This is a genomic window from Candidatus Schekmanbacteria bacterium (genome assembly GCA_016219965.1).
Lineage (GTDB): Bacteria > Schekmanbacteria > GWA2-38-11 > GWA2-38-11 > J061 > JACRJM01.
Genome location: JACRJM010000015.1, coordinates 117973 through 132146, shown reverse-complemented (window position 1 = coordinate 132146; position 14174 = coordinate 117973). Strand labels below are relative to the sequence as shown.

Genomic DNA, 14174 nt, shown 5'->3' with positions numbered 1-14174 from the left:
TTTCAGGAGTTAATTTATTTTATGCTAATCTTCTTTGACACCTTTATGTTGTTGCTTTCATTTGATTCGGTTACGATCGCACCGCTGTCGCAGAATGCTTTGAGATAATAATTCCCTGCCTTGCCTTTTACTTTCAATGTAAGCTTTACGGTCTTACTCCCATTCACTTTTATATTCCCTGTCGCCTTTGTAGTGCCTAATAGTTTGTCTCCTTCAACGGAGCTGGCGTTGTTATTTGTCGATAGATAAAACTGAACTGAAGAAGTGGAAGCACTCTTCTCGCCGATGTTTTTCACAACTGCTGAAAGTGTGATCTTCTTATCTTTTTTCGGCTTACCTGAAGAGCCTAAAGTCTTTACTGTGAGATCAGGGAATTGCTCCGGCGGTGCTTCCACCTCGCCACCCCGAACAGGCCAGATGCCGTAGTAATCTTCGATTTTTTTAGAGTAGTAATAGACATGACTTATATCCATGCTTACAACAAATGCCGAGCCTGGCACCGCTGTAAGAGTGGAAGATGTCCAATAATAGTCTTGACGCACACCGGTAAACGGATGACCTTGAGGAAGAGATGGATAATCTTCTGAAAAATCAAGAAGACTTTTAAGCTCATTCATGTTAGGTAGTCGCCAATCCGTGTAGCCATCGGTCCCGCTGGCGCTGTTCATTCCAGCCACAGTATCAAGCGCCTCCTGCCAGGTACTTGTTGTCGCTCCTGAGTTTGCACTTTTTGTCCACATCAATCCTGTGAGATTATCTGAGACAGTACCGTCGCCATTGTCGGTAAAGCGCGGGGACGGAAATTCAGCTCCGGCACGGACATCCCCGTCCTGACCTGTCCCGGTGCAGGATATCTCTGTCCCTGCTGAATCATAGCACTTTGTGTTGCCGGTTTGCTGAATCGAGATTGTGCCCATCTGTCCTGAACGCACTGGCCACACATAGTAAGCTGTAGTATTCTTATCGCTCGTGCTCGAGTAACCATATCCCATATAGACTGCCCATGCGTAGACTTTGTAACTTATAGAAGTGGAAGACGTCCAATAATCGTTTGGCATCACATTTGTAAATCCATTCTCATTCAACCATCCGGCGGAGTTATATTCATCAGCATTTATGAGGCTTTGAAGCTCATTGACATTCGGTAGGTGCCAGTCATTGTGGCCAAGATAATTCTCAGTGTTTAATTTGGCAACATAGTCCAGGGCATGCTGCCAATAGACCGAACCATCGCCTGCAGAACCATCAGCATCAAAATCAGGATCTCTCGCCTGCATGACATTTCCATCTTTTGCCCACATTAGACCTGTAAGATTGTCCGTAACAGTCTCATCTCCATTGTCTGTAAAGCGTGGGTCAGGCCATGATTCACCGGCGAGTAGAGCCGCATCCTGCCCTGTGCCTGCGCAGTTGGTTTCATTCCCATCAGAATCATAACATTTGGCCTGCCCTGTTTTCTGAAGAGAGATTGTCCCATCTGTCACGGCAGATTCAGTAATAACCGGGATTAACAATAAAACAGCGGCAAGACACAAAAGCAGAAGGGATTTCACTTTAAACATACAAATCTCCAGTTGATGATACATTGATTTTTTCATGACAACCATAGAAATGGTGCCGCCAATAACAACCATTTAATGTTGGCAAAGTAAAGGACTACTTTTATGGACAAAACCATATAGAATTTCTAATTAGTTAAATAGAAAAATCAAAATCAATTTAAAAAAGGAGTGTAACTTATGAAAAACACAGAACTCCTTAATCCAAAGAATTCCACTGTAATATTCATCGACTTTCAACCTCAAATGACTTTCAGAGTTGCGAATATAGATCGCCAGACACTCTTCAACAACGTCATTCTGCTGGCCAGGGCTGCTAATTAGGAGGTGCAACCATGATTGCCTATTATGCTGATATGATTTTAAGAAATGGAAAGTTTGCAACGCTTAATCCGGAACTCCCTGAAGTAACTGCCGCGGCTATCAAGAATGGCCGGTTTATGGCTGTAGGAGACGCAAAGGAAATCAATGTATACGCCGGACCGGACACACAAATCATAGACCTGAAAGGGCGAACAGTTATCCCGGGCCTCAACGATTCCCACATTCATGTTATTCGCGGAGGTCTCAACTTCAACATGGAACTCCGCTGGGACGGAGTGCCGTCGCTGGCCATAGCTTTGCGAATGCTAAAGAAACAGGCCATTCGCACGCCGCCTCCTCAATGGATTCGTGTGATAGGCGGCTGGTCGGAATTCCAGTTCGCAGAGCAACGGATGCCCACATTAGACGAGATCAATGATGCGTCACCTGAGACACCTGTCTTTGTCCTGCATCTTTATGACCGTGCCATCCTTAATCGCGCAGCTGTGAGAGCATTGGGATACACTAAGGATACGCCAGCACCTCCGGGCAGTTTAATCGGGCGTGACAAGAACGGCAACCCAACAGGGCTTCTGATTGCAAAACCTAATCCGTTCCTACTCTATGCCAGTCTTGCAAAGGGACCAAAGCTTTCTTTTGAAGACCAGGTCAATTCAACGCGCCACTTCATGCGTGAACTGAACAGACTCGGCATCACAAGCTGCATAGATGCAGGCGGTGGGTTCCAAAATTATCCAGACGACTACAGGATTGTAGAAGAACTTGCTGCGAAAAACGAACTGACACTGCGCATTGCCTACAATCTTTTTACCCAGCGTCCTAAGGAAGAATATGATGATTTTGCCCGCTGGACAGATATTGCATGCCCGGGGATGGGTAACGACGTGTATAAAGTTAATGGCGCAGGCGAAATGCTGGTTTTCTCCGCAGCAGATTTTGAGGATTTTCTGGAGCCCCGTCCGGATCTTCAGCCGAGCATGGAGGGTGAGCTCTATAAGGTTGTGAAATTGCTGGTTGAAAAACGCTGGCCATTCCGGCTGCATGCAACCTACGATGAATCGATAAAACGTTTTCTCGACATCTTCGAAGCAATTGACAGAGAGGTTCCATTCAAGGGTCTTCACTGGTTTTTCGACCATGCCGAGACTATTTCAGAACAGAGCATGGAAAGAGTCAAACATCTCGGCGGAGGTATAGCGATCCAGGACCGGATGGCTTTCCAGGGTGAATACTTCATCGCACGCTACGGCGAGAAAGCCGCCAGAAGGTCGCCACCTATTACACGGATGCTGGAATTGGGCATCCCGGTAGGAGCAGGTTCCGACGCTACCCGGGTTGCAAGTTACAATCCATGGGTTTCACTTTACTGGCTAATAACTGGAAAAACTGTCGGCGGTACCTCTCTCTATGACAGCGAAAATTGCCTCGACAGAACTACAGCCCTGCGACTCTATACTGAGGGTAGTGCATGGTTCTCGGGTGACGTTGGGAAGAAAGGCTGGATCACCCCCGGGCAAATGGCAGACCTTGCAGTTCTCTCGGCTGACTACTTTCAGATAGCTGATGAAGAGATTAAGGGGTTAGAATCTGTGCTCACAATAATGGGAGGTCGTATAGTTCATGGAAGCGAAGAATTCGTGAGCCTTGCACCACCACTGCCGCCGGTAAGTCCAGACTGGTCAGCAACAAAAACATTTCATAACCATAACATCTCTTTGGGAAAGGGTTGTAACGTTGCCTGCGCATGGTTCGCAGCCTGAGTTACTGTTTTTTTCTTGACTTCAGCAACTACATCCTTTAGCTTGTAGCTGTAACATTACTAAGGTTGCTGATTAAACAGCCTAAGAGGGAAGATGGTTAAAAGCCATCGTGGTCCCGCCACTGTAAGAGGAAACGAAACCTCAATGAAAGCCACTGCTCCGAAGGGAGCGGGAAGGAAGAGGGAGTAGGAAAGAATAGTCCTCAAGCCAGTAGACCTGCCTTAGTATGCCTCACAACAATGTTCTTCGAGGTAAAGAACGTGGGGGTTAAGAGCGCAGGGAAATCAAATAGCAATTTATCCCCTGTCTTTTTCTCTTCGTTGATTCCTCGAAGAAGAAAATGACAGGGGATTTTTTTTGCCATGAGAATGAAGAGCCTATGTGCAATTTTTTTGACAATCGCCGCAATAACTGCTTCTTCGGCAGCTAATTCAGAAGAAGTTCCAAAAGATATAGGCATAGTAAAAGTCAGGGCAGACCGCGAAGCCCAGCATCAGGCTATCACTGAATCCCCCACATCATTCGTCACTGTAATTGACGGAAAAGAACTTGATAAATATTTCAGGACTGTTCCGGAAGCAATCTCAGACGAAGTCGGAGTAAGGGTTAACCAGCTTGGAGGTCTTGGAAGCTTTTCCACCATTTCAATAAGAGGCTCAACCTCTGACCAGGTAATGGTATTCCTCGACGGAGTTCTTGTAAATGAGGCGCGCGGAGGCGGTGTTGATATCTCGGAGATACCGCTCTTCAACGTTGATTCAATTGAAATCTACAGAGGCAATTCCCCATTGAGATTCGGCCAATCAGGGATAGGCGGCATCGTGAATATAAAAACCCGCATCCCTGAAGAAGGCTCCAATATAACCAGCTCCGTAAGCTATGGCTCTTTCGAGACTTACAAATACAGCTTCAATGCCTCGCACAGTATAGGCAATCTCAGACTCCTTGCAGGAATAAATTATACAAAGAGCGACAATGACTTTGAATTCCTCGATGACAACGGCACGATATTCACAACCAGTGACGACAGATGGGTACATCGAAAAAATAACAGGTTCAGGTCTCTCAATATCACAACCCGCCTTGAATATGATGTATCAGACCTTCTTGGAATCTCTATTTCAAATAATCTCACAAGGACATTCAGGGGAGTGCCGGGAATAGAGTCATATCAGTCTGAAACAGCATCAATCAGGAACATAAACAACATAAGCCGTCTTGAACTTGAATGGAAAAGACTTCCCATACGAGGATTCAAACTCGAAACTTCTTTTTTCAATTCCTATGAACTTAGCAAATTCAAAGACAGACATAATGAGATAGGCGTAGGATTTCAGGACAACCACAATGTCACTGAAAGCTTTGGAGGGCTCATAAACCTTACAGGCAATCCCACAAAATACCTTGATACCGAGTTCCTCATCCAGTTAAGAAGTGAAAACTTCAAACCTGAAGATAAATTCTCAGACACCAATAATGGAAAAAGCTACAGGACAACGCTTACCTTAGGAACTGAAGACAGCCTCTATATATTTTCAGATAAAATCAAGTTTACCGGGTCAGCTAAGACTGAAATGATAAATGACAAGTCTTCGAATAATTCCATCTTTTTCTTTGATAAGGAAAATCCAACATACCAAAGAGAATACACGGAACTCACCACATGGCAGACAGGCATAAAAGTATCTCCTTTCCAATGGATGACGTTTAGAGGCAATGTAGGAAAATATTTCAGGATACCAAACTTCTTTGAACTTTACGGGGACAAGGGAGGTGTCATAGGCAATCCTGAGCTTTTACCTGAAACAGGCAACAACCGCGACATTGGGATAAGGCTTCAGGGAGATCTTTTTAAGGGGATTATTACACAGAGTTTTTTTGAAGCTGTTTATTTTGATAATGAAGTAAAAAATCTCATTCTTTTCATCCAGAATTCCCAGCGGACTTTCACGCCGGAGAACATCGGCAAGGCAAGAATAAAAGGGGCTGAATTCTCGATGGGATTACGCATTCTCGATCATCTTGACATCAATGGGAATTATACAAAGCTCGATGCAAGGGACAGGAGCGGACTACCGGGATACAACAGCAAGTTCCTTCCCGGCAGACCCAAAAAAGAATACACCGTCCGCTTCAGGGTGTTTAACGATTATGGCGAGCTTTACTATAACCTTAACAAGGTTGAAAAGAATTACCTCGACAGGATAAATATCAGACCAACCAAAGACAGGGAAATACATAATCTTGGCGCAAGTCTCTACTTTGGAAAATATTTTACCATCAACTTCGAAGCGAAAAACCTGAACGACAGCAATATAGAAGATCTTAGCGGCTTCCCAATACCGGGAAGAGCCTTTTTCGTAACAGTGACCACAAATTTTAAAGGAGGTGACAGCAGGGATACAGAATTTTAAGGAATTTAATCACAGCAACTTTATAACAAATATAACCTGATTTCTAACATAGGGGAAAGTGCCATGAAACAATGTAACATATTAAGAACGGTGACAGGAAAGATATTATTGGCAGTCATTGCCATGACTATACCCGTTCACGGGCTTTACGCAGCACAGAATGGGACTAAGGCATACGTGCTTAATTCAAATTATGATACCAGCGGGTCTACTATCAGCACTATAAAGGTCAACGTGAAACACACAAATGTACAGGCGACCGAAGATATTTTAAGTCAGATAAACCAGGATTCTGAAATAAGAAGCTACAAGAATTACCTCTTCGTGATAGAAAAGTATCAGGGAGACAACATAATAGTCATCAAAAAAAATGACATCTCTTCTCCCGTCAATCAATATGCTTTCCCTGAAGGGACAAACCCGCAGGATATAATTTTCAAGGACATAAAAAATGCTTATATCTGCGGACTAGGTTCAAATGATATATTTCTTGTTGATCCGGTCAAAGGCAAAATAAAGAAGAAGATAAGCCTTGCCAAATTTGCTGATTCAGACGGCTTTGCAGAACCAAAATCAATGGCAATAGTGGGACATTATCTTTTTGTTGCACTCCAGCGTACGGTAAACTATGAAGTTACAGAAGACAGCCTTATTGCGGTCATAGATACTAAAACAAATAAACTCTATGACGTTGATCCGGAAACTCACGGCAAACAGGCAATAGCACTCTCAGGAAGAAATCCTGGTTTTATAACTTACAATAAAACAACAGGTAAAATTTATGTTTCAAATGCCGGGAAGTATATTTCAGACGGCAACTATGCAGTCGACAACTATGGCGGCATTGAAGTGGTTGACCCTGCCACATTCACATCTGAAGGAATGCTTATAAACGACGATGATTTAAACGGAAGTCCGGGCTCTATTGTAATTTATTCCGCTACCAAAGGTTATATCGCAAGCGGCGACTTTGCAGAAAATATTGTTACCCCATTTAACCCGTCAGACGGTTCTGTATCGAGTAAGTTAAGCGGAACCAACTCATCTTATATACCGCAGATTGCTCTGGACAAAGAGGGGTATCTTTATGTAACAGACAGAAGTCTTGAAAACCCGGGCATTATAATTTATAAAGTCAAAAACAATAGCAAGGTGTCAGGGCCAACAAGCACTGGCGAGATGGCTCCGACAGGCATAGCTTTTTGATATAGGCGGGGAGGATGAAATGTTCTTCAGGAATCATGATAAAAGAAGCGGGCTGTTTATTCTTCTTTCATTGTTCCTGCATATGCTTTTCATCCTCCTTGTTTTCATAATATCTGAAAACAATAAATGGCTGGAAAAAGAAAAGATTGCTGATTTTATTACCCTCAATATTGATATCCCTGAGAGAAAACCAGAAATAGAAATAAAGAAGGAAATAAAATCAGGAACGGGAACAGCTCGCAAAGTCCTGTCCGCAAAAGCTTTAACATCAGAGATAAATAACAAAGAAGAAGAAAAATCCACAGAACCCTCCAAAACAACTCCAGGGAATATCCCATCATCAATGGGAATTAATAAGGATATGCCACCTGCCCCGATAATTGCCTCTGGTTACGGGATAGGTATGCCGGGATTAGGTTCCGGAATGCCGGGTGGTGGAGGATTTGGAGGAGCCTTTGGAGGCGGCAGAGGTGGAAATGACGGTGGCATGGGGAATGGCAGAGGAACAGGAATTGGCAATGGATACGGAAATATGACGTATGAAGGTTATCTGGCACTATGTCTAAAAATAATAGAGAAGAACAAACGTTATCCTCAAGCCGCATTGGCACGGCAGATGGAAGGAAAAGTAAAAGCGCAGATATATCTTAACAGCAATGGAAGCGTGGCAAATGTATCTGTATTAGCAACATCCGGATGGGATGCTTTGGACAGCGAGGCGTTAGAATGCATAAAACGTGCTTCCCCCTTCCCTCCTCCTCCTGAAGGAATCCTCAATAACGGCATGGCTTTGCTGTCAGTGACGATCGAATTCCAAATTACATAATACAACTTAATTTGTTTTGGCACCTCGCGATAATCTAGCTATGACATGGAAGGGGTGGCGGCTTGCCACTGCTTAATACTGGATTTTACCGTTAATAAACGGCTTGGCAGTCCCGCTTAGGCTTAGAACTTCATGCGCCTGCCGCGGGACTGCCAAGCCGTTATCAGCCGCATCTAACCAAGTATTCAGCTAAGACAACCCACTAAAGAGTGCTTGAAGTAAAATGCCATTAGTTTTCTTTTCATAGTGGGATTGGCCAACCCATGCATTAGCCGTATCTAACTGAGACGCAAGCTGAGGCTGACTGCAGAAGAGCGCATGAATTTTTAAGCGACGCGCAGTCTGCCTCAGCTTCCTAGTAATATGGGAATAAGACAAGACATTCATTAACCACATCTAACTAAGACATAACCTGAGGCAGGTTGCGAAAGAGCGCATGAAGTTTTAAGCGATGCGCAGACTGCATCAGCTTAATCGTCATATAGAGGATTAAGCCTGGTGCTTAATTGAAGTTTCTTACGAAAGCAGGGTGACGCGTGGTGTTCCTGTTACAGGATTGCCGTCAACAATAGTATCTATGCCGTAAACCTCGCGGATGTTCTGCTCTGTCAGCACATCTCCTGCATGACCGTCAGCAAAAACCCTTCCATCCTTCATCAATATTATCCTGCTGCAAAACTGCGCCGCAAGATTAAGGTCATGAGAAATTATGACCATTGTCATACCAGAACTATCATTAAGCTTCTTCAACAGCGAATGGCACTCAAGCTGGTGGCTTATGTCGAGATGCGAAGTGGGCTCATCAAGGAGCATAAGCTCTGGCTTCTGGGCAAGAGCCCTCCCTATCAACACCCTCTGCTGTTCACCGCTGCTCAGACAATTGAAATACTTTGCAGAAAGATGCTCAATGTGAAGCTCATCTAAAATTCCTGCAATCATTTTCTTGTCCTCGTTATTTTCAAACCAGATCCCTTTTGACTTAACATATCTTCCCATCATGACCATCTCTGATACTAAAAATGAAATGGACGTATTCTCAGATTTTGAAACAATGGCAACCTTTTCTGATACCTCTTTCCTTGAAAGATGTTCTTTCCCGAAAAGAGTTATCCTTCCCCGTGAGGCTTTGAGCGCTCCATAGATCAGCCTTAATAAAGTGGTTTTGCCGCATCCGTTGGGACCAAGTATGGCAAGCATCTCGCCTTCATTGACACTGAGATTTACATTATAGAGGACGTTTCCGTTCCCGTAGCTGAAATCAATTCCTTCAATTTTCAGCACTTCATCCATCTTTTATTTTTTTCTCCACTCAATAATTTATATTTTATGACTAGAGCTTGGCAGCTCCCGCGGCAGGCACCTGCTGTTTAGTGCCGGAGCGGGACTGTCAAGCTATTCGCATATATTACATACACTCCAATTATATAATCCTCTTATTATACTAACTTAGCTGATTCCTTTTTGAGAAGATAAAGAAAAAATGGGGAACCTATAATTGCGGTGACAGTCCCAACCGGAAGCTCAATGGGGCTTATAACAGTCCTTGCGATGGTGTCGGATATAAGTAAAAACGTGCCTCCTGCAAAAAACGACGCCGGCACAGTGATACGGTTGTCTGCCCCAACAGTGAGCCTCACCATGTGCGGCACAACAAGCCCCACAAAACCTATAAGACCGCTTGATGCAACGACACCTGCCGTAAGAAGCGATGCAAGGACGATTATCACCATGCTGTAAAAACGGACATTGACTCCGAGCTGAAGCGCCGTTTCATCTCCGAGAGAAAGGACGTTGAGTTTTCTTGCCGACACAAAGGTCAGAATTCCGCCGCCTGCCACAATGGGAAGAATAAATTTTACGGTAGAAAAAGGTATATTGCTGAGGTCGCCCATAAGCCAGAAAAAAGCCCTCTGCATCTCGCCGCGAGTTGAGACAGAAAGAATAAACATCACGACAGCCGCAAAAAATGCATTTATTATTACGCCACCCAAAAGAAGTGAGTTTGAGGAAACGCCCCATCTGCCTGTGGAGATAAATAAAAGAATCCCGATGGCGACAAGTGCTCCTGCAAATGAAAATACCGTGATGTAATAGGCAAAGGAAAACCCAGCGAATATTGCAATCACAGCGCCCGCCGCAGAGCCTCCTGAGATGCCCAGAATATATGGTTCAGCAAGAGGATTTTTTAAAACAACCTGAAATATAATACCTGCGATTGAAAGCCCGGCGCCGACAAGGAATGAAAAGACAGCGCGCGGAAGCCTCAAATCCATGACAATTGCACGCGTATAGCTGTCAGCCGAATTGTTTGAGGTAATAAATTTAAAAAGAACATCGGTTACTGAGCTCACAGTGAGCGGGACTGAGCCGATGCAAAGAGAAGCAAAAATCGCGGCAGAGGAAAGTATAAAGAGAAGAACCGTCATCAACAATATCTTTGATGGCGTAGGGGTTGTCATCTAAAAGCCTCAGGATGAATGAGTCTCGCAAATTCTTCAACACCATCCATTGTCCTTGGCGACATTCTGCTCACTATATCCCCATCAACCAGATGGACCCTCCCTTTCTGGGAAGCCGGAGTTACTGTTACCGCAGCCTCACGCTTAAACATCCTGAAACTCTTTTCCGTTTCCTCGGTATGCCTTGCGACTATGATTATTTCAGGAGACGACCGGGCTATATCTTCCCATCCTATTCGCGGATATTTTGAGTAAGTTGTTTTTATAACATTCAAACCACCTGCAATCCTTATCATCTCATCTGGGAAAGAACCAACAGAAGCTGATACAGGGGTATTGATATCAAGAAGAAAAAGTGTTCTCGGTTTTCCAAGCTTATCAACTTTTGCCGCTATGTTTTTAAGCCGTTCTTCAATTGATTTCACAAGGACATCTGCCTCTTTTTCTTTCCTGCATATATCTCCAAGCCTTTTAATTGTTTTAACGAGGCTGCTAATATCTTTTGGAGCAATAATATAAAGGTTAATTCCAGTCTTTTCTAGCTTTTCAAAGGCAGGCTTGTTGTCTCCTTCCGAAAGCCACACAACAAGGTCAGGCTTGAGGGAAAGTATTTTTTCAATATCCGGATTTAGAAGCATCCCGACTTTTGGCTTTGAGAGAGCTTCTTTAGGGTAATTGCAGAAGTTCGTAACACCCACTATCCTGTCTCCAAGACCGAGTGCAAAAAGTAATTCCGTTATGTTCGGAGCAAGTGATACTATCCGCTTCGGTTCAGAAGGGATATATACATCTCTGCCGAGTTCATCAACAAAATGACCGCTCGATAGAGCAAAGGAATTTCTCTGCGGCGCTATAATCGATAAGACCGCCAACGTGAGCACCAAACAACGCAATTTAATTTTCATTGTCAATCAAGGTTAGAAGGAAGGAACTTATGAAGCATTAATGCCGAAGGCGGGACTCGAACCCGCACGCCTCGCGGCGCCACCCCCTCAAGATGGTGTGTCTGCCAATTCCACCACTTCGGCTTTTTGCGTTTGCGTATTCTATTGATTTTTACTCCATTGTCAACCTGAAAGAGATGCGTATGGATTCAGGAATTTCGTGTTAGGTTTGAGAACTGCTGCCTTACTTTGTAAATCGTATTTGGCGGTATGTAGCCGCGCACAAGGGAAAGGGGATAAATGAGGGAATTCCTCCCAACCATTGTGCCGGGATTCAACACTGCATTGCAGCCTGTCTCGGAATTGTCGCCGAGCATTGCTCCAAACTTTCTTAACCCCGTATCAATGACAGTATCCTTAAACCTGATCTTTATATTCTTCTCAGCGGTCATCTTGAAATTGGAAAGTATTGTCCCTGCACCGAGGTTCACTTTTTTCCCGAGGATGCTGTCTCCAAGGTAATTGAAATGCGGCGCATGTGCGCCGTCAAGCATTATGGTATGCTTTAGTTCGCTGGCATGGCCTACTACACAGTTGTCTGAGATGATGACATCGCCGCGGATATAGGCACCCTGCCTAAGCTCTACGTTCTTTCCAATTATTGCCGGAGATTTTATCATCACTCCCGGCTCGATTTTTGTCCCCTCGCCGATTGAGATGTCGTTGCCGCTTAGATAAACACCTTGCGGAATATCAATCTTTATTTCACGTTTAACTGAAGCAGAGATAAATGCCTTGAGTTTTTTCAGCGCCTCCCAAACAGGCATTTCATCATTGATTAGCTCTTTTAAAAAATCAGGGATTGACTCAAAGAATTCTTTTGCAAGAAGTTCAGAAGGTATTCTGTCCGGCATTTATGCCACCGTAACTGATTTCGCGAGAGAACGCGGTTTGTCAACATTTCTCTTCAATGCTGTTGCAGTGTAATAAGCAAAAAGCTGTCCTGCCACAAGCTGGAAAAGCGGAGCGATTATCTCCGGCACTTCAGGGAGTTTGACCTCCTCGGCAAAGAGTCCGCGCGGTGCGCCAAAATGTATCCCTATGACTTTCCCCTTCCTTGCCTTTATCTCCTCGACCCCGCTTAACGTAAGTTCATAGATCGGCTCTTCATGCTGCGTGGGAACAAAGACAAGGCTGTTCATGCTTTCATCAATAAGGGATATGGTGCCGTGCTTCATGAAACCACCCGGCATACCTTCGGCATGAATGTATGTCACTTCTTTCATCTTCAACGCTGCTTCAAGGGCTACAGGATAATAAATTCCGCGTCCAAGATAGAGCCAGTTCTTAACAGCCGCATTTCTGTAAGCAATATTTCTTATAATACCCTGATACTCATTTAGCAGTGTCTGAATCAGTCCAGGCATTTCCGCCACAGCGCTCTCGATTTTCTTTATTTCTTTTTTGTCCCTGTCACCCTTTATGATTGCAAGCTCAAGGGCTGTCCTTATCAATATGAGTATCTGGGCCATTGCCGCTTTTGTGCTTAGCACGCATATCTCAGGACCGGAACCCTGCATTATGGCAAAATCAACTTCGCGGGACATTGAAGAGCCTATTACGTTCACTATAGCCGTTGTTTTCGCACCCATTTTTTTAGCAGCTCTTAACGCCCTCAGCGTGTCATACGTCTCACCCGACTGCGAGACTGCCACAACAAGGCTGTCCTTGCCTGCTATCGCAACATTTTCAAATTCATCTGATGATATTGCCGGCAGAAACTGTCCTGCGATCTTCGAAAAATAATACTGCGCAGCCATTGCCACATAATAGGTCGTGCCTACTCCGGTAAGATAGGTTACGCGGGATTCGGCAATCATTGACGCCAGTCTTTCGATACTGCTTTTCTCTATCTTCATGACGTTCTGGATAGTCATTGGCTGTTCATAAATCTCTTTCAGCATATAGTGAGGGTAGCCGCCCTTCTTTGCCATCTCGGCATCCCACTCTATCTTGGTTATGTCCCTCTTTACCTCTTCGCCCCTGCTCATCTCCTTTATTATGAAGCTGTCAGCACTCACGATGGCGTATTCACCGTTGTTGAGGAACACTATGTTCTTGGTATAGTCTATGAAAGCATTTACATCTGAACCAACAAACATACCTTCTCTTCCTATACCGAGTACAAGCGGGCTTTCATTGCGGGCACAGTATATGGTTCCCTTGTCATAAATCGTAATCATGGCAAAGGCATAAGTGCCCTTAAGCTTCTTAAGAGCTTCCCTCAATGCACGTTCCACGTTTTTGGTCTGCTTGAAACATTCTTCTATAAGATGAGGGATCACTTCCGTGTCAGTCTGCGATGTGAAAATATGGCCTAAAGCGATAAGCTCTTCTTTTATTTCCATGTAATTTGAAACTATCCCATTGTGGACAACTGTAAAATCACCGTTACAGCTTGTATGCGGATGAGAATTCTCCTTTGACACTCCGCCGTGCGTTGCCCAGCGCGTGTGCGCAATGCCGACATTGCCTGAAAGCTCGACAAACTTTTCTTTTTCATTCGCCTGCTCTACTGAACCGACATTCTTCCGCACAACTATTCCATTTGCTCCGAGCACAGCGAGCCCGCAGGAATCATAGCCTCTGTATTCAAGGTTCTTGATGGAGTTATAGAGCTTCTCCACTATGTCATTTTTTCCTATTATCGCACTTATTCCGCACATGTCAGATTCTTTCTAT

11 protein-coding genes, 1 tRNA gene and 1 riboswitch are annotated in these 14174 nt (G+C 44.3%); of the genes, 4 read left to right on the top strand and 8 right to left on the bottom strand.

All coding sequences use genetic code 11. The annotated features are described in order from the left end of the window. Window positions 1-14: 14 nt before the first annotated feature. A complete protein-coding gene (locus HZA77_13960; protein MBI5376534.1) occupies window positions 15-1562 on the bottom strand; it encodes a DUF1566 domain-containing protein in 1548 nt (515 codons plus the stop codon). Between the two features lie 332 nt (window positions 1563-1894). Between HZA77_13960 and HZA77_13955 the strand changes: the two genes are divergently transcribed. Further along, a complete protein-coding gene (locus tag HZA77_13955) occupies window positions 1895-3643 on the top strand; it encodes an amidohydrolase (protein MBI5376533.1) in 1749 nt (582 codons plus the stop codon). Window positions 3644-3688: 45 nt separating this feature from the next. Continuing rightward, window positions 3689-3882, top strand: a riboswitch (cobalamin riboswitch). On the opposite strand, the gene HZA77_13950 is transcribed toward HZA77_13955, so the two are convergent. Next, on the bottom strand, window positions 3846-4007 hold the full coding sequence (locus HZA77_13950; protein ID MBI5376532.1) for a hypothetical protein: 162 nt from the start codon (window positions 4005-4007) through the stop codon (window positions 3846-3848). It overlaps the preceding riboswitch by 37 nt. On the opposite strand from HZA77_13950, the gene HZA77_13945 reads away from it, so the two are divergent. The 3 genes from HZA77_13945 to HZA77_13935 all read left to right on the top strand — a co-directional run bounded on the left by HZA77_13945 (window position 4006) and on the right by HZA77_13935 (window position 8089). After that, window positions 4006-6057, top strand: a complete 2052-nt coding sequence (locus HZA77_13945; GenBank protein ID MBI5376531.1) for a TonB-dependent receptor — start codon at window positions 4006-4008, stop codon at window positions 6055-6057. The two genes, HZA77_13950 and HZA77_13945, sit on opposite strands and share 2 nt — an antisense overlap. A 63-nt stretch (window positions 6058-6120) precedes the next feature. Further along, the gene (locus HZA77_13940) at window positions 6121-7263 is read left to right on the top strand and encodes a hypothetical protein (GenBank protein ID MBI5376530.1); all 1143 of its coding nucleotides are present in this window, start codon (window positions 6121-6123) and stop codon (window positions 7261-7263) included. Between the two features lie 19 nt (window positions 7264-7282). Next, window positions 7283-8089 (top strand): energy transducer TonB, encoded by an 807-nt coding sequence (locus tag HZA77_13935; protein MBI5376529.1) that lies wholly within the window; start codon window positions 7283-7285, stop codon window positions 8087-8089. Window positions 8090-8605: 516 nt separating this feature from the next. Here the strand turns inward: HZA77_13935 and HZA77_13930 are convergent. The 6 genes from HZA77_13930 to glmS all read right to left on the bottom strand — a co-directional run bounded on the left by HZA77_13930 (window position 8606) and on the right by glmS (window position 14158). Continuing rightward, window positions 8606-9379 carry an ABC transporter ATP-binding protein gene (locus HZA77_13930; protein MBI5376528.1) on the bottom strand — a complete coding sequence of 258 codons (774 nt, stop codon included), beginning with the start codon at window positions 9377-9379 and terminating at the stop codon, window positions 8606-8608. Window positions 9380-9525: 146 nt separating this feature from the next. Beyond that, window positions 9526-10548, bottom strand: a complete 1023-nt coding sequence (locus HZA77_13925) for an iron ABC transporter permease (protein MBI5376527.1) — start codon at window positions 10546-10548, stop codon at window positions 9526-9528. Then, window positions 10545-11420: a cobalamin-binding protein gene (locus HZA77_13920; GenBank protein MBI5376526.1), complete on the bottom strand. Its 876-nt coding sequence runs from the start codon at window positions 11418-11420 to the stop codon at window positions 10545-10547. The genes HZA77_13925 and HZA77_13920 overlap by 4 nt, the downstream gene beginning before the upstream one ends. A 74-nt stretch (window positions 11421-11494) precedes the next feature. Beyond that, window positions 11495-11576, bottom strand: a tRNA-Leu gene (locus HZA77_13915). Window positions 11577-11641: 65 nt separating this feature from the next. Further along, window positions 11642-12346, bottom strand: a complete 705-nt coding sequence (locus HZA77_13910) for a glucose-1-phosphate thymidylyltransferase (GenBank protein ID MBI5376525.1) — start codon at window positions 12344-12346, stop codon at window positions 11642-11644. Continuing rightward, complete coding sequence (gene glmS, locus HZA77_13905; protein MBI5376524.1) at window positions 12347-14158, bottom strand: glutamine--fructose-6-phosphate transaminase (isomerizing); 1812 nt, start codon at window positions 14156-14158, stop codon at window positions 12347-12349. Between the last annotated feature and the right edge of the window lie 16 nt (window positions 14159-14174).

Excerpts from the sequence above, each read along its gene's own strand:
- glmS (MBI5376524.1), bottom strand. The coding sequence starts at position 14,158 with ATGTGCGGAATAAGTGCGATAATAGGAAAAAATGACATAGTGGAGAAG.
- HZA77_13955 (MBI5376533.1), top strand. The coding sequence starts at position 1,895 with ATGATTGCCTATTATGCTGATATGATTTTAAGAAATGGAAAGTTTGCA.
- HZA77_13960 (MBI5376534.1), bottom strand. The coding sequence starts at position 1,562 with ATGTTTAAAGTGAAATCCCTTCTGCTTTTGTGTCTTGCCGCTGTTTTA.
- HZA77_13910 (MBI5376525.1), bottom strand. The coding sequence starts at position 12,346 with ATGCCGGACAGAATACCTTCTGAACTTCTTGCAAAAGAATTCTTTGAG.
- HZA77_13945 (MBI5376531.1), top strand. The coding sequence starts at position 4,006 with ATGAGAATGAAGAGCCTATGTGCAATTTTTTTGACAATCGCCGCAATA.
- HZA77_13950 (MBI5376532.1), bottom strand. The coding sequence starts at position 4,007 with ATGGCAAAAAAAATCCCCTGTCATTTTCTTCTTCGAGGAATCAACGAA.
- HZA77_13940 (MBI5376530.1), top strand. The coding sequence starts at position 6,121 with ATGAAACAATGTAACATATTAAGAACGGTGACAGGAAAGATATTATTG.
- HZA77_13935 (MBI5376529.1), top strand. The coding sequence starts at position 7,283 with ATGTTCTTCAGGAATCATGATAAAAGAAGCGGGCTGTTTATTCTTCTT.
- HZA77_13925 (MBI5376527.1), bottom strand. The coding sequence starts at position 10,548 with ATGACAACCCCTACGCCATCAAAGATATTGTTGATGACGGTTCTTCTC.
- HZA77_13930 (MBI5376528.1), bottom strand. The coding sequence starts at position 9,379 with ATGGATGAAGTGCTGAAAATTGAAGGAATTGATTTCAGCTACGGGAAC.